This window comes from Ruegeria sp. HKCCD7251 (assembly GCF_013031165.1).
GTDB lineage: Bacteria > Pseudomonadota > Alphaproteobacteria > Rhodobacterales > Rhodobacteraceae > Ruegeria.
On the sequence record NZ_WPZC01000002.1, the window covers coordinates 26,657 to 41,809 of the forward strand.

11 protein-coding genes are annotated in these 15,153 nt (G+C 57.7%); 7 read left to right on the forward strand and 4 right to left on the reverse strand.

The features are described from left to right. Window positions 1–4: 4 nt before the first annotated feature. Together GOX75_RS06300 and GOX75_RS06305 are read right to left on the reverse strand one after the other, a co-directional pair. Window positions 5–1,915 carry an ABC transporter substrate-binding protein gene (locus GOX75_RS06300; RefSeq protein WP_171121749.1) on the reverse strand — a complete coding sequence of 637 codons (1,911 nt, stop codon included), beginning with the start codon at window positions 1,913–1,915 and terminating at the stop codon, window positions 5–7. Further along, window positions 1,908–3,680 carry an ABC transporter ATP-binding protein gene (locus GOX75_RS06305; RefSeq protein WP_171121750.1) on the reverse strand — a complete coding sequence of 591 codons (1,773 nt, stop codon included), beginning with the start codon at window positions 3,678–3,680 and terminating at the stop codon, window positions 1,908–1,910. The genes GOX75_RS06300 and GOX75_RS06305 overlap by 8 nt, the downstream gene beginning before the upstream one ends. Window positions 3,681–3,913: 233 nt before the next feature. Here GOX75_RS06305 and GOX75_RS06310 point away from each other — a divergent pair, with 233 nt between their 5' ends. The 6 genes from GOX75_RS06310 to GOX75_RS06335 all read left to right on the forward strand — a co-directional run bounded on the left by GOX75_RS06310 (window position 3,914) and on the right by GOX75_RS06335 (window position 11,106). Further along, complete coding sequence (locus GOX75_RS06310; protein WP_371808140.1) at window positions 3,914–4,411, forward strand: class I SAM-dependent methyltransferase; 498 nt, start codon at window positions 3,914–3,916, stop codon at window positions 4,409–4,411. 22 nt (window positions 4,412–4,433) lie between these two features. Next, entirely contained in the window at window positions 4,434–5,063 is a 630-nt protein-coding gene (locus GOX75_RS06315; RefSeq protein ID WP_171121752.1) for a glutathione S-transferase family protein, read from the forward strand. Between the two features lie 111 nt (window positions 5,064–5,174). Further along, window positions 5,175–7,577, forward strand: a complete 2,403-nt coding sequence (locus tag GOX75_RS06320) for an FAD-dependent oxidoreductase (protein ID WP_171121753.1) — start codon at window positions 5,175–5,177, stop codon at window positions 7,575–7,577. Between the two features lie 2 nt (window positions 7,578–7,579). Further along, window positions 7,580–9,130 carry a trimethylamine methyltransferase family protein gene (locus GOX75_RS06325; RefSeq protein ID WP_171121754.1) on the forward strand — a complete coding sequence of 517 codons (1,551 nt, stop codon included), beginning with the start codon at window positions 7,580–7,582 and terminating at the stop codon, window positions 9,128–9,130. Beyond that, window positions 9,131–9,805: a TetR/AcrR family transcriptional regulator gene (locus GOX75_RS06330; protein WP_171121755.1), complete on the forward strand. Its 675-nt coding sequence runs from the start codon at window positions 9,131–9,133 to the stop codon at window positions 9,803–9,805. It begins immediately after the preceding gene. Next, entirely contained in the window at window positions 9,802–11,106 is a 1,305-nt protein-coding gene (locus GOX75_RS06335; RefSeq protein WP_171121756.1) for an FAD-binding oxidoreductase, read from the forward strand. The genes GOX75_RS06330 and GOX75_RS06335 overlap by 4 nt, the downstream gene beginning before the upstream one ends. A gap of 85 nt (window positions 11,107–11,191) precedes the next feature. On the opposite strand, the gene GOX75_RS06340 is transcribed toward GOX75_RS06335, so the two are convergent. Further along, on the reverse strand, window positions 11,192–11,551 hold the full coding sequence (locus GOX75_RS06340) for a DUF3307 domain-containing protein (protein ID WP_171122314.1): 360 nt from the start codon (window positions 11,549–11,551) through the stop codon (window positions 11,192–11,194). Window positions 11,552–11,795: 244 nt separating this feature from the next. Here GOX75_RS06340 and GOX75_RS06345 point away from each other — a divergent pair, with 244 nt between their 5' ends. Further along, window positions 11,796–14,792, forward strand: coding sequence for an ABC transporter transmembrane domain-containing protein (locus GOX75_RS06345; RefSeq protein ID WP_171122317.1), 2,997 nt, complete (start codon window positions 11,796–11,798; stop codon window positions 14,790–14,792). Window positions 14,793–14,797: 5 nt separating this feature from the next. Here GOX75_RS06345 and GOX75_RS06350 read toward each other — a convergent pair whose 3' ends face one another. Beyond that, on the reverse strand, window positions 14,798–15,085 hold the full coding sequence (locus GOX75_RS06350) for a helix-turn-helix transcriptional regulator (RefSeq protein WP_171122319.1): 288 nt from the start codon (window positions 15,083–15,085) through the stop codon (window positions 14,798–14,800). Between the last annotated feature and the right edge of the window lie 68 nt (window positions 15,086–15,153).

Sequence of the window (15,153 nt, forward strand, 5' to 3'; positions counted from 1 at the left end):
CCTGTCAGTCGGCGAAGAAAAACTCGTCGGGACGATGAATACCAAAATGAGCACCCGGTTCCCATGCCCACATTGCCTGCTCGGGCACATTGCGCAGCCGGTTCGAGACAACGATGGGCTGAGGCGCACCGTTCAGGATACCGATCGCGTACAACTGGTCCGCGTGTATCTTCAGCATTTCGTTCCACGCGGTCTGCCGCTCATCGTCCGTCTTGGCGATCTGCCAATCATGGGCCAGCTCCATCAGGCGCTGTGCTTCGGGCATGTCGGGCGGCTCACCAGCTTCGCCTCCGGTCTGATAGTACTGCCCCCATTTGGGCCAGGCCAGAAACACCTGATCGGTCGGCGCCAGATACGCCGGTGAGGTATGGAGCTGCGGAATTCCATCATCCCAACCAAACCAGACCGAGGCCATCGTGTTCCCCGCGAATACCCGGTTGCGAAGGATATCCCTGTCCAATGGGCGCATCACAAGGTCAACGCCAATCTCACGCCAAGTGTCGGTAACGATCTGCAGCGCGTTCTCAACTTCTTGCCGTTCGCCTGCCGTTTCAATGATCAGCTCCATCGGGCGTCCATCGGGCAACAGGCGGATACCGTTCTTGTCACGCTCGGTCAGGCCAGCCTCATCCAGTAGGGCATTGGCTTGTTCAATATCGTACTGGGCCCAAGCCTTTGCGTTTTCTTCGTCATAAAACGGCGAGGCTGGCAGAACAGACATGGCCCCTGGCTGCGCCAGCTTGAAATAGAGTGCCTGATTGATCGTCTTTCGGTCGATGGCCAACGACAGGGCACGGCGCACGCGCACGTCGCGCAGAACCTCGCGCCACGCATCATCGGCAAAATTCAGGTTGGGATAAATCGCAATCTGCGACGCGACTCCGGTTTTCCATAGCAAGGTTTTGTAGTCGCCGCCCGTTTCACCTTTTTTCAGGATCGAGGCGTCGCGGAACGCCAGCCCACGCCCTTGCAGATCGGTTTCGCCAGCGTTTGTTTTCGCGGCCACCAGTCCGGGAGCGACGATCTCCATCTCGACGACGTCGATATAGGGCAATTGCATGCCTTTGCTGTCGATGCGGTGATAATAAGGGTTGCGGACAAAATTGTGCCGGATCTTCTTGCCGGAACTTGCGTTCAGCCACGGCTGCAACGTGGGCAGTTGGTGATTGTCGAACTTATACAGGTTATCCAACTTGTTGTGCAGCGCGGCCCAGCTTTTGACGCGGGCATCCTCGACCTGAAAGGCCAGCTCATCGGCATCAGCGAATTTCTCGTGATATTGCTTGAGGAATTCTGAAGGCCGGTAAATGAAGGGCGGGCGGGCCTGCGCCAGAGATTGCAGAAAGTCGGGGTTCGGATCGTCCCATTCATACACGACTGTGGTTTCGTCCGGGAAGCTGACGGTTGGCGGCTTGCCCTCGACAATCAGGAAGTCGGGCGGCCCGGACGGGCTGAGCAGTTCGTTGTTCGCAACGTCCTCCCACCAGTACCGAAAGTCCTCGGACGTGAAAGGCGAGCCGTCCGACCATTTATGACCTTCTCGCAGGCGCAGCGTGAACTTGCGGTTCCCTTCGTTTTCAAATGACGCGAGCAGGTCCGGGACAATCTCGTAGTTTTGGTCAAATCCAACCAAACGGGCATAGCCGTAAACGACCATCTGGCGAATGTCCTTGGAACGCGTCACCATCGTGCGCAGGGTGCCGCCCGGGGTGCCAAATTCGCGCCCCTTCGCGGCAAGGTCCACGACCAAGGGGTCAGCCGGAAGCCGCTCCTCGATTGGGGGTAGGTTGCCCGCGCTGACCTCAGACTGCCAGAAGGGGCCTTCGACTGGGGTGGGTGTCGCGGCCAGTGTCGGCAGGGAACACAGGGCCGAAAAAGCGGCTGCCAGTAACAGGGGGCGAGTGGTCTTAAACATGGCATCGTACCTTATGGCCGGGCTCCATCTCTACCAGCGAAGGTATCACGGAGTCGGTAAATCGGAAGGCGTCATCCCAACTGTCTGGTGAACCAGCGCCCAAAGCAACCAAATTCAGGTCAATGGGCCGGTTGATGTCGGGTTCCGGCTGAGCGGCAATCAGCGCCTTGGTGTAGGGGTGGCGGGGGTTGTAGAACAGGGTCTCGGGCGGGGCTTGTTCCACCACCAGACCCCGGCGCATCACCGCGACTTCGTCGGCAATCCGCGCCACGACCGCCAGGTCGTGGGAGATGAAGAAATACGACAGGTTCAGACTTTCCTGCAGGTTTTCCAACAGTGTCAGGATTTGTTCCTGAACCGACACGTCCAGCGCCGAAGTAGGCTCGTCGCAGACGATGAGTTGAGGGTCCAGCATCATGGCGCGTGCGATAGACAGGCGCTGACGCTGGCCACCCGAAAACGCGTGCGGATAGCGTTTCAGCATATCGGCGTTCAAGCCGACCCGTTGTAGCATTTCGGCGGCCTTGTCCCTTTGTTCCGCAGCCGAGCCGATGTTGTGTATTTCCAGCGGTTCGGTCATGGCGTCCTGAATGCGCATACGCGGACTGAGCGAGCTGTAGGGGTCCTGAAACACCATCTGCGCCTTGCGCTGAAAGGCGGTGCGTTGCGCGCGAGACATCCGGTGAACGGTTATCGGGTCCTCGTTCGGGGACGTGCGGAAAAGAACCTCTCCACCCGGATCGGGTGGCTCCGCGCCCAAGGCTATGCGGGCGGCGGTGGTTTTGCCAGAGCCGCTTTCGCCCACGATGGCCAACGTCTTGCCGCGAGCAAGGTTCAGGTCCACGCCGCGGCAGGCATGTATCAGCCGTTCCCCTTGCCACCCTTTGCTTGAACGCATTGTATATGTCTTGGATACGCCCTTCAGTTGCAGGATCAGGTCCTCGTCAGGCATCGGGATGCCTACCGAATCTTCGTCGGGAATTTCCGGGGCCGCGTTGAATAACTGCTGTGTGTATGGATGCGCCGGGTCGGTCAGGATAGGTGCGGCCGCACCGGATTCCATGACGCGGCCCTTGTGCATGACAACGACCTGCTCTGCCATATTCGCAACCACGCCCAGATCGTGTGTTACGAGGATCAGCGCCATTCCGGTTTCACGCTGAAGCTCTTTGATCAGCCCCAGCACCTGCGCCTGAGTTGTCACGTCTAACGCGGTCGTGGGTTCGTCGGCAATCAGCAGCTCTGGCTTGGAAACCATGGCCATCGCGATCATCGCGCGCTGCCGCATACCGCCCGACAGTTCAAACGGATAAGAATCATACGCGCGCTGGGGATCGGGAAACCCGACTCGTTCAAACTGTGTCAGAACTTCTTTGCGCGCCTGGGCTTCGGACGCGCCGCGATGCAGCCAGAGGACTTCGCTTACCTGATTTCCGATCTTGTGCAGGGGCGACAGGGAACGCATCGGCTCCTGAAAGATCATCGAAACACGGTTGCCTCGGATATCCCTCATCTGGCGTTCGCTGATCCGGGTCAGGTCTTCCATTCCCTTGGAATCATTCAGAGTAATGGTGCCGCTGCGAATTTGTGCAGTGCGCGGCAGGATGCGTAGCGCCGCCCTGCACGAGATCGTTTTTCCCGAGCCCGACTCTCCAACCAGCGCAAGTGTCTGCCCGGCTTCGACGTCGAAGTTGACGTCTTTAACAACAGAATCGCCCGCACCGAAACCGATGCTGAGGTCTCGGACAGACAACAACGCAGTCATGCGGGTTTTCCACCCGTCTGGCCGTGGGTTTTCATCGGCTTGTTCAACTCCCCGTGTTTTTTGAAGCAGTTTCGCGCGGTTGGACCCAACTAGTCAAACCCGTTCTTGTGCTGAAATGTCGCGAAAATTTGAATCCGAGGCCTATTTGCCTACACAAAGCCTTGAGGATTTGCCATCAAATGCGATGTCGGTCCCACCTTTCATACCGACAGATATCAAGGAGAGATTTCCCAGTGCCTGACGACCAAAGCCGCCTCGATTTGTTCATCGACCGTATGGTTTCGCAGCGAGCCTGTCTGGACCACGCCATTGCACAGACAAAAGGCATGACGGGGCCTGTGTTCGAACTGGGGTTGGGCAATGGTCGCACCTATCACCATATGGCCCAGTATATCAAAGATCGGCCCGTCTATGTTTTTGAGCGTGCTGTTGCCTCGCATCCTGATTCAACCCCGCCAGAGGATCTGGTGATTTTGGGGGATGTACGGGAAACGCTTCCTGCGGCGCTGGATCGCTTTGGCGCAACGGCCAGCGTGATCCACGCTGATCTTGGCGGTCACAACCGGGAAAAGAACGATGCGTTTGCGCGTCTTGTGTCGCCTTTGATCGAGCCGCTTTTGGCGGAAGGGGGGCTGATGGTATCGAGCGACCGGATGTATTTCGAAACCCTGACAGAATTGCCATTGCCGACGGGGGCCGTCGAAGGCCGCTGCTTCGTTTATCGCCGCTAACTGGCTTATAAGGATTTTTCTGATGCTGTTTTATGATTGCTCTACTGCTCCGAACCCCCGCCGTGCACGGATGTTCATCGCTGAAAAAGGGCTTGCGATTGAGACCCGCGACATCTCCATTGCCAAGGGCGAGCAACTCAGCGAGGAATTTCGTGCCGTCAATCCGAACGCGACCATTCCGGTTCTTGTAACCGACGAAGGGACTACGTTGGCCGAGAATCTGGGAATCGCGGCTTATCTGGAAGCACGCTTTCCCGAGCCGCCCTTGATGGGGCGGACACCGGACGAAAAGGGTGCGGTTCTGATGTGGAACAGTATAGTCGAGCAACAAGGCGGTGCGCCGATTGCCGAGGCGCTGCGCAATACCCATCCGGCGTTTGAAGATAGGGCGATACCCGGACCCGTGAACCACGCCCAGATCCCCGAGTTGGCGCAGCGCGCGACAGTGCGGGTCGCGCGGTTTTTCGATGTTCTGGAAGCCAGGCTTGCCGAAAGTGATTTTGTCGCGGGCGAAGTGTTTACGTTGGCGGATATTTCGACATTTGTATTCGTTGATTTCGCACGCGTAATCAAAATGAAGATTCCTCAGGAAAACACGGCAACTCTGGCCTGGTTTGACAAGATAGCGTCGCGACCCAGCGCCCAGCTTTAAAGTCCCGATCAGGTCTTGCAAGATTTTGACCATCAGAACTGTACAGAAATGTCTAGACAGAGGTGAACAGTGCGTCTAGCGTCCCCTGCGAGTCATGCGGGGGAGTGCAGGATGAAATCTCAGTATCGTGTTGTGGTCATCGGGGGCGGCGTCGTGGGTGCCTCGGTTCTGTATCATCTGGCCAAGTTTGGCTGGTCGGATGTGGTGATGCTGGAACGGCGGCGTCTTGCGTCGGGGTCCTCGTGGCATGCGGCGGGCGGTATTCACGCCTTGAACGCTGATCCGAACATGGCGGCATTGCAGGCTTATACCATTGACCTGCTGAGTGAGATCGAAAAAGAATCCGGCCAGAATATCGGCCTGCACATGACAGGTGGCCTGACCTTGGCGGGCACCCCGGAACGGTGGGAATGGCTGCAAGCGAACTATCGCATCTTCCAATCCATTGGGATCGACGATTGCGAGTTGCTGTCCCCGGAAGAGGCGCAGCGACGTTGCCCGATCATGTCCACTGATGGTGTGCTGGGCGCGATGTGGGCGGATCGCGAAGGGTATATCGACACGACCGGCACCGTGCAGGCTTATGCGACCGCAGCCAAGAAACGCGGTGCTGAATATTACGAAGAGACCAAGGTTGAAAGCCTGACGCATACCGCCGACGGTTGGGAAGTCGTGACCGATAAGGGCACAATCACCTGTGAGCACGTGGTCAACGCAGCCGGCCTCTGGGCCAAGCAGGTGGGCCGCATGGCAGGGGTCGAACTGCCGGTCTCACCACTCAAGCACCATTATCTGATCACCGACACGGTCCCCGAGGTTGCCCAGGCGGATTTCGAGATGCCAATGACCGTGGATCTGGAAGGCTTCACCTATATGCGGCAGGACCAGAAGGGCGTTCTGGTTGGTATTTATGAGGTGGAACACGAACACTGGGCCATGGACGGCGCGCCGTGGAATTACGGTGAAGAACTGTTTCAGGAGCAGCTAGACCGGATCGAGAATGAGCTGACACTGGGCTTTGAACGCTATCCGTCGATCCAGAATGTGGGCATCAAGACGTGGGTCAACGGTGCGTTTACCTTTGCGCCGGACGGGAATCCTCTGGTCGGGCCGGTGCCGGGCAAGCGCGGCTATTGGTCAGCCTGCGCGGTGATGGCAGGCTTCTTGCAAGGCGGTGGCGTCGGTAAGACGCTGGCTGAGTGGATGATCCATGGTGAACCCGAGGCTGATGCGTGGCCTATGGATGTGGCCCGCTTTGGCGATTTCGCGCAGAACAAGCGGTATATCCGCGAAACGACCGGACAGTTCTATTCCCGCCGCTTCGTGATGACCTATCCGAACGAACAACTGCCTGCGGGGCGTCCGTTGAAGATGGCTCCGGCGCATGACGCGATGACCGAGGCGGGTTGCAAGTGGGGCATCAGTTGGGATCTTGAAGTGCCGCTTTATTTCGCGCCCAAAGGGTTCGAGGAAACACCAACCCTGAAGCGATCGAACGCGCATGACATCGTAGCCGAGGAATGCAAGGTGATCCGCCAGGGCGTGGGCCTGATGGATATCAGTGGTTTCTCGCGGTTCGAGGTCAGCGGCCCCAACGCGCAGGTCTGGTTGGATAAAGTGATGGCCTCGAAACTGCCAGCGCCCGGACGGGCAAAGCTGGCCCCGATGCTGGGCGAGAACGGGCGGCTCAAGGGTGACCTGACTGTGCTGAACTGGGGCGATGGGACATGGTGGATCATGGGCAGCTATTACCTGCGCGCCTGGCATATGCGGTGGTTTGAAGACCACATGATCGACGGTGTGGCCGTTCGCGATCTGGGCGAGGAATATTGTGGGTTTGCCGTAGTCGGCCCAAAATCGCAGGCCGTGGTCGAGAAATTGGCTGAGCAGGATATCTCGGGCTTAAAATTCATGGGCTGCGGGGATTTCGATATCGGCCTCGTCCGCGCCCGTGTTGTGCGCATGTCGGTCACCGGTGAAAAAGGGTATGAGATCAACTGCCGTTATGGTGATCACATCAAGCTGCGCCGGATGCTGCTTGAAGCCGGGGCAGACGAAGGCATTCGCGAATGCGGCTTTAACGCCATGCTGTCGACCCGCCTTGAAAAGAGCTTTGGCATCTGGTCGGCAGAGTTCACACAGCTTTACACGCCCGGCATGACGGGGATGGATCGCTGGATCGACTGGGACAAGGAGTTTGTCGGCAAACATGCTGCACTGGCCGAACGCGACGGCAACGGCCCCGCGCAGGTGCAGGTCACGTTGGAGGTTGATGCGCTGGATGCGGACGCAAGCGGGTATGAACCCGTCTGGGCCAATGGTGAGCGGGTCGGGTTCGTGACCTCGGGCGGATATGGCCATTACACCGGCAAGTCGCTGGCGATGGCACTGGTCGACCGCGACAAAGCAACTCCGGGGACTGATCTGTCGGTTCATGTGGTCGGTGTTGAGCGCCCGGCAAGGGTGATTGCACCGTCGCCTTATGATCCGCAAGGCCAGGCGATGCGGGGTTGACGATGATCTCACAAACCTCGGAACGCGGCAGGCGACGGCGTGGGCGTGGCGCAGAAGCCCCATCTGCCGCAATGCGTGATGTGAACTACCGCCAACTCAGGAACCCGTTCCCGCAGATGGAGGTTTTCCCGGCAGAGCAGATCGCCGACATGCATGAAACCGCCCTGCGCTTGTTGCAGGAGTTGGGCATCAAGGTCCTGCTGCCCGAGGCAAGAAGGATTTTCGCCGCAGCCGGTGCCAAGGTTGATGAGCAAACCGAGATGGTCTTTATCGGGCGCGACATTGTCGAGGCCGCTGTAGCCTCGGCCCCAAAATCCATTGCCTGTCGCGCAGGGGCTCGCCGCCGGGATTTTACGCTGGAACTGGGCAGTCTGGTCTTTCAGCCCGGGGCAGGTGCCCCCAATGCGACCGATCTTGAACGGGGGCGCCGTCCGGCAACAGGGCAGGACTATCTGGAGTTCCTGAAGCTTACCCATCATTTTGATGTGTTCCAGATGATCTCGCCCCAGGTTGAACCGCAGGACGTGCCAACCCACTTGCGGCACTATTTCACCACGCAGGCGCAGATGGAGTTGACGGACAAGTTTCCGTTCTTTTTCTCGCGCGGGACACCGCAGGTGATGGATTGCTTTGAAATGCTCTCGACCGCTCGCGGGTTGTCGGATGACGCATTCCGCGCAAACCCGCACTGCTATACGATCATCAACACCAACAGCCCCCGGACGTTGGATGTTCCAATGGCGCAGGGGCTGATAGATTTTGCCCGCCACGGACAGATGTCGATTGTCACGCCCTTTACGCTGATGGGGGCAATGGCACCAATTACTGTGGCAGGGGCAATTACATTGTCCCATGCCGAAGCCCTGTCCGCCATTGCGCTGACCCAATTGGTAAATCCCGGTGCGCCAGTCTGCTATGGGACATTCACAAGCAATGTTGATATGAAATCCGGCGCGCCTGCGTTCGGGACGCCCTCGCATTTTCAGGCGTCGCTGGCGGCGGGGCAGTTGGCGCGGCATCTGGGCCTGCCGTGGCGGTCTGCTGCGGGGTCGGCCTCCAACAGCAATGACGTTCAGGCAGCGAACGAAAACCAGTTCGGTTTGTGGGGGTGTTTGATGGCCGGGGCAACGGTGATCATTCATTCGGCCGGGTGGCTGGAAGGCGGGTTGACCGTTTCCTTCGAAAAGCTGGTCTGTGATGCCGAAGTGTTGAACATGGTGGCCGAACTTTGCGCAGGGGCGCAGGCGGGTCTGGCTGAGATCGGTTTCGACACCGCACTGAGCGAAGTTGAACCCAGCGGCCATTTCTTTGCGACCAGTCAGACGATGGAGCGTTACAACACCGCGTTTTATGAGCCGCACGTTCACGACTATGCCAATTTTGGCACCTGGACTGAGCGCGGGTCAGTCGACGCCAATCACCGGGCTACGGGTGTGTGGAAGGACATCCTAGCCAATTTCCAGCCACCCAAACAGGACGGTGACCGGATTGAGGCTGTGAGGAATTTCGTTGCACGTCGTACGGAAGAGGGCGGCGCACCGCCGGAGAGTTGAATGAGCAATAAACCGATCCTCCACCGAGATGACCCTAAAGCCGAACCTCTGGTCGGTAATATCAAGGTTACGCGCGACGACTGGCTGAACGTGGCGATGGACGTTCTGATTTCCGATGGTGTGGATCAGATAAAAGTACTGAATCTGGCCGAACGGATGGCTGTGTCCCGCTCGTCCTTCTACTGGTATTTCAAGTCGCGTCAGGAGTTGATGGATGCATTGCTCGAACGATGGCAAGCCACAAACACGGCAGCCCTGATCGCGCAGGCCGAAGCCTCGGCAGCAACTGTTACGGCTGCGGTGTGCAACGTGCATCGCTGTGTGGTGAACACCGACTTGTTCGATACTGCGCTGGACTTCGCAGTACGCGATTGGGCACGCAAGTCGGGCAAGGTAAGGCGTGCGCTGGATCAGTCTGACGCGCGGCGGCTGAAGGCGTTGCACGCCATGTTCGCCCGCTATGGCTATTCCGAGGTCGAGGCCGAAACCCGCGCCCGCGTGCTGTATTACATGCAGATCGGCTACGATCTGGCGCAACTGAACGAACCCATGTCTGTGCGGATATCGATGGTTCCGCATTATCTGTACGTCTTTACAGGGGTCGAACCACGACCCGAAGAAATCGAAGAATTCAGCGCCTATTCCATGCGCTACTGGAAAGGAGACCCAGCATGAGCCAACCAGACGCAATCATAATCGGAACAGGAGTGATCGGTTCCGCAATCGCGTTCGAGATGGCAAAAGCGGGCTGGAAAACCCTATCCCTGGATCGAAACAGTCAGGTTGGCCACGGCTCGACCGCTGGTTCCTGTGCGATCATTCGGATGCACTATTCGACCTTTGACGGCACGGCCTTTGCGTGGGAAGGGTATCACTATTGGCGGGATTGGGCCGCGTATTTAGGCTTGCCCAAGGATGCAAACCTTGCGCAGTTTCGCGAGACCGGGTGTCTTGTGATGAAAACCGATGCCAACGGGATGTTGGAAAAGCACATGGCGAACAGCGCCGATCTGGATTGCCCGTTCGAGGAATGGTCGCCTGAAAAAATCACGGAACGCCTGCCTGTGTATTCGCTGGAAAGCTACGCACCGGCCCGTCGAAAAGACGATCCTGAGTTCGGGCAGCCTAACGGGCGCAAGATGCAGGGCGGGGTGTTCTGGCCTCAGGCTGGCTATGTTACCGACCCGGCGCTGTCGGCCCAGAATCTGATGGACGCGGCAAAGCAACACGGGGCCGAGCTGCGCACCGGGGCCGAAGTTGTCGAGATACTAAAAGACGGCGGACGTGTTGCGGGCGTCAAACTGGCCTCGGGCGAAGAGATCCGCGCCAAGGTCGTCGTGAATGTTGCAGGGCCGGGCTCCGCGATCGTGAACAAGATGGCCGGGGTTCTGGACGACATGACGATTGAAACCCGCCCCTTACGGCAGGAGGTAGTACACGTCCCGTCCCCCGAGGGTTTCGATTTTGAACATGACGGTACAATCGTGTCCGACAGTGACATTGCCCTGTATTGCCGGCCCGAGCATGGCAACCATATCCTGATCGGCTCGGAAGATCCCGAATGCGATCCGCATCAATGGTGCGAGGACGACGTTCACTATAACCACGACTTTACGGATCAATGGACGACGCAGGCCATGCGTTACGCGCAGCGGGTGCCCAGCCTTGGGATACCTTCGAAGACACGTGGTGTTGTGGACCTGTATGACGCGTCTACCGACTGGATTCCGATCTACGACAAGTCCAGCCTGCCGGGGTTCTACATGGCCTGCGGCACCAGCGGGAACCAATACAAGAACGCGCCGATTGCAGGTAAGATGATGGCGGCCCTGATCGGCTATTGCGAGGGTGGCGCGGATCACGATGCCCAGCCGTTACAGTTTGAACTGCCGTTTATCAAACGCTCGATTGATGTGGGGTTTTACTCGCGCAAGCGACCCATAAACGAAGAAAGCAGTTTTTCGGTTCTGGGCTAGCCCGGTCAAGTCAAGATTGTGCCCAGAATACAAGGTCGTCAACTTGTGCAAAGTTGGCGGCCATTCATGTGGCTGAACGCGTCTTCTAAGCCGCGAATTTTACCCAGGCCCAAACCATAGCCACATAGGTCAGGTTGTGCAGACACTGATCCAACCCGGCGGCGCGCCAGAACGCGGCCTGTGTCGGCATCAGCTGTTTTTTGTCAGAGTAGCTTGCTTTCGCAAAGTCGATGTTGAAATGGACGATCCATTCCAAGGCGGCGATTATCAGGATGAAGGACCACGGCGCACCAAAGATCAAAAACACCAAGACAGAGCCCACAACATGCACCGCGGCATGCTGAGCGCGTCCCAGATGAAAATACTCGCCACGCCCCGCCAGCATCTTGGGCGTTTGGAGATAATAGTCCGCAAACATGTGTTTGATCTGCAACAAGCAGAGCATCAAAAACACAGCGCCTAAGTTGGCAGGCAAATTAGACCTCCCGATATCGTCCTGCGGACAACAGTATGTGCTTAATTGTTGTTGCGCAAATGAACTTGTTCACAGTCGGCAATTATCTGATCAAATTGGAAACTATTTGCGTATTCTGATGTGATTGCGGTAAAATCACCAAGTTGGATTTGCGACGCATATGTCAGGATCGGATCAGTGATCCGCAACAGGGGCAGGTTCCATAGAACGTACTATTTTCCGGTTTATTTGGAAGTATTCGAAACGCGACCAGCTTATCCTTCTGGCCGTCACCTCGACGCTGTTTCCGCTACTCTACCTGACGTTGGAATTGCCGAAGCGGATCATCAATGACGCTATCGGTGCGGCAAGTCCTGTTGTTGACGTCCTTGGCTACAGCCTGCCGCAGACGACCTTTCTGATCATCTTGTGTTTCGCCTTTCTGGCTGCAGTGCTTGCGCATGGCTTGATGAAGATGCGCATAAACACGATGAAGGGCGTGCTTAGCGAACGCATGTTGCGGCGGTTCCGGTATCAGTTGATCAGCCGCGCCCTGCGCTTTCCCCAGCCATATTTCGAGCGGGTCAGTCAAGGCGAGATGGTGTCGATGGTCACCGCCGAAAGCGAGCCGATGGGCGGCTTGATGGGCGATGCGATCAGTCAGCCGGTATTGCAGGCCGGGCAGATGATAACAATCTTGTCCTTCTTGTTCCTGCAAAGCGTCTGGTTCGGGTTGGCGGCTGTTGCCCTGATCCCGGTACAGGCGTGGCTGATCCCCAAACTTCAGCGCCAGATTAACCTGCTCAACAAACGCCGTATTCAGGAAGTGCGCGTTCTTGCCGCCCAGATTGGCGAGAATGCGGCCGGGGCATCGACGCTGCGGGCCAATGGCGGCTGGCGGTATCGCCGCGCCATGATCTCGGATCAACTGGGGCGTCTGTTTGGGATTCGGTTCGAGATTTACCAGAAGAAGTTCTTTATGAAGTTCATAAACAACTTCATCTCTCAGCTCACGCCGTTCATGTTCTATCTGGTCGGCGGCTTGCTGGTGCTGCAAGGGTCGGTTTCACTGGGTGCCCTTGTCGCGGCGCTTGCTGCGTACAAGGATCTCAGCTCACCCTGGAAAGAGCTGCTGACGTATTACAACCAGACGCAGGATATGTCTCTGCGCTGGGACGTCGTGATAGATCGTTTTGCGCCGCCCGGCATGCTGGACGAAAAGCTGTTCGAGGATGACCCAAAAGAGCGCCCGCATTTGAACGCGGATGTTGTTCTGGATCATGTCTCGGTGCGGGATATGGATGGAAATCAGGTTCTGGATGATCTGAACCTGACATTCCCGGGGGGTAAAACCATCGGCATTGCCGCCCCGAGTGAAGAAGATCGCCGTGCGATTGCTGAGTTGCTGACGCGTGAAATCCTTCCCAGTGCGGGTCGCGTCGAAATCGGGGGTCACAATCTGTCTGGCCTGCATCAGAGCGTTGTGGCAACCCGGATCGGGTACGCCTCGTCCCGGCCGGTCATGTTTCAGGGAACTCTGGGTGACAATGTCATGATGCCCATGCGGTTCAAACCGCTGTCGGCCACGACGGATGACCCCGGTTTTGCCGAAACGCAAAGGGCTGGCAACAGTCGTGACCCGTTTAAGGCAGAATGGCTGGATCCGTCGCTGGCCGGGGTCGAGACCGCGGACGCGCTGCGTGACTGGTGGCTGCAACTGATTGACGGGATGGGATCCGGCGCGGCCCTGTTCCAACGCGGATCAGAACAGGCATTTGGCGTTGATGAACATCGCGAACTGGCCCAAAAGCTAGTCGAGCTGCGCCCGATCGTCCAACAAGCCGTGCGTGATGCTGGGCTGGAACAGCAGGCGCTGGTTTTTGACCGCGATGCCTATAATGCCGCTTTGCCAGTTGCCGAGAACCTTTTGTTTGCCACGCCGCGCGTGCCCGTTACGCAGGCCCTGTTGGCACGTCAGCCCGTCTTTTTGGGGCAACTGCGCGAATTGGGGCTCGATGAAACGCTGGTCAACCTGACGCGCGACGTGGTCGATATGCTACGCCAGATCTTTGGTCTGGACGGGACCGACCACCCCTTGTTCCGCAAGCTGGGTCTTGAGGTTCAGACCTACGAAAGCGCGGTGGAATTGCTGGAGCGAACCCGCGATGAAGGTGTGTCCGGGCTGGACGACGAACAGCTTGCCAATCTGCTGGCTGTTCCCGTTGTCATATCCGCCGAACAGATCGGGCCTGCGTTTACGGATGAGCTTAAGAACCGCATCCTCGAATTGCGGCACAGCCACTCACACAAGTTGCTGGAAACGCTGCACGACGTATTTGCCCCTCTGGATGCCGAGGCGTTTGCGCCGGGTCTGACGGTGATGGAGAATGCGCTGTTCGGCAAGGTCAGCCAGATCGGTGGGGCCAGATCGGACGAAGTGCGCAAATTGATCGTCGATGTGCTGGATCAAAACGGTGCGCGCCCCTTGGTGGTCGAGCTGATCTATGACGTCCCGGTTGCTTTGGGTGGCCAGAACTTGCCAGCAGTATTTGCCGAACCGCTGGCCTTTACGCGCGCGACAATCAAGAAGCCGGACATTCTTATTCTGGAAAACGCATTGGCAAGCTATGACATGGCAACGCAGGTCGCGGTTTATAAAAACTTGCGTTCATTGCTGCCTGATACAACTGTCATCTATCTGAATGATCAGTTCGACAGTCCCGACGTATTCGACATGTTTGTCGAAATCAGGCAAGGTCGGGTTGTTTCGGATGAGGGACCGGCGGACGTGGAGGAAGACAGTGCAGCCTCGGCAGACCTTGCGCGTAAACTGCGGGCGCTAGAGCAAACGCCGTTGTTCTCGGGTCTGGATCGACGTCAGTTGCGCCTTTTGGCCTTTGGTGCGCGCTGGTTTGATGCGAAGCCGGGTGAAGTTGTATTCCTGAAGGACGATCAACCAACAGACGGCGCGTATGTTGTGCTGGAAGGAGAGGCGGGCCTGTATCTGCCTCAGGCGGGCGGGCCGGATCAGCTTATCGCGACGGTCGGCGCGGGCGCGTTGGTCGGTGAACTGGGGTTGATCCGAAAAGAACCCCGCGCCCTGAGCATGATCGCCGAAACAGCGTTGTCCTGTCTGCGAATCGGTGAAGAAGAGTTTCTGGCCGTTGTCGAAAATGACGCGGCGACCGCGTTCAAGCTGTTGCAGGTCATCGCGGGATACGTATCGAACTAAGTGGATCAGCTTTTGGGTTTGCAGAACAAATCGTATAGCAGGCCGATCACTTGCGCCGTGTTGCCGTCCTGAAGCGAGTAGTAAATCGTTTTCCCTTCGCGGCGGGTCGAAACCAGACCTTCACCGCGTAACCTCGCAAGCATCTGGCTGACGGCCGCCTGCCGCGTATCCAGCAGCCGTTCAAGCTCACTTACCGATTTTTCGCCCTCGCCCAAATGACATAGGATCATCAGCCGCCCCTCATGCGCCAAAGCCTTCAGGAACGCCGCAGCATTTGCGGCGCTGTCCTTCATGTCCGACAGGGCGTCGTCGGTGTTCTGAATGTTGTCTTCTTTGAGCGTCACGCGCAGCCTGTTCGCAA

Excerpts from the sequence above, each read along its gene's own strand:
- GOX75_RS06300 (WP_171121749.1), bottom strand. The coding sequence starts at position 1,915 with ATGTTTAAGACCACTCGCCCCCTGTTACTGGCAGCCGCTTTTTCGGCC.
- GOX75_RS06305 (WP_171121750.1), bottom strand. The coding sequence starts at position 3,680 with ATGACTGCGTTGTTGTCTGTCCGAGACCTCAGCATCGGTTTCGGTGCG.
- GOX75_RS06315 (WP_171121752.1), top strand. The coding sequence starts at position 4,434 with ATGCTGTTTTATGATTGCTCTACTGCTCCGAACCCCCGCCGTGCACGG.
- GOX75_RS06320 (WP_171121753.1), top strand. The coding sequence starts at position 5,175 with ATGAAATCTCAGTATCGTGTTGTGGTCATCGGGGGCGGCGTCGTGGGT.
- GOX75_RS06325 (WP_171121754.1), top strand. The coding sequence starts at position 7,580 with ATGATCTCACAAACCTCGGAACGCGGCAGGCGACGGCGTGGGCGTGGC.
- GOX75_RS06330 (WP_171121755.1), top strand. The coding sequence starts at position 9,131 with ATGAGCAATAAACCGATCCTCCACCGAGATGACCCTAAAGCCGAACCT.
- GOX75_RS06335 (WP_171121756.1), top strand. The coding sequence starts at position 9,802 with ATGAGCCAACCAGACGCAATCATAATCGGAACAGGAGTGATCGGTTCC.
- GOX75_RS06340 (WP_171122314.1), bottom strand. The coding sequence starts at position 11,551 with ATGCTCTGCTTGTTGCAGATCAAACACATGTTTGCGGACTATTATCTC.
- GOX75_RS06350 (WP_171122319.1), bottom strand. The coding sequence starts at position 15,085 with ATGAAGGACAGCGCCGCAAATGCTGCGGCGTTCCTGAAGGCTTTGGCG.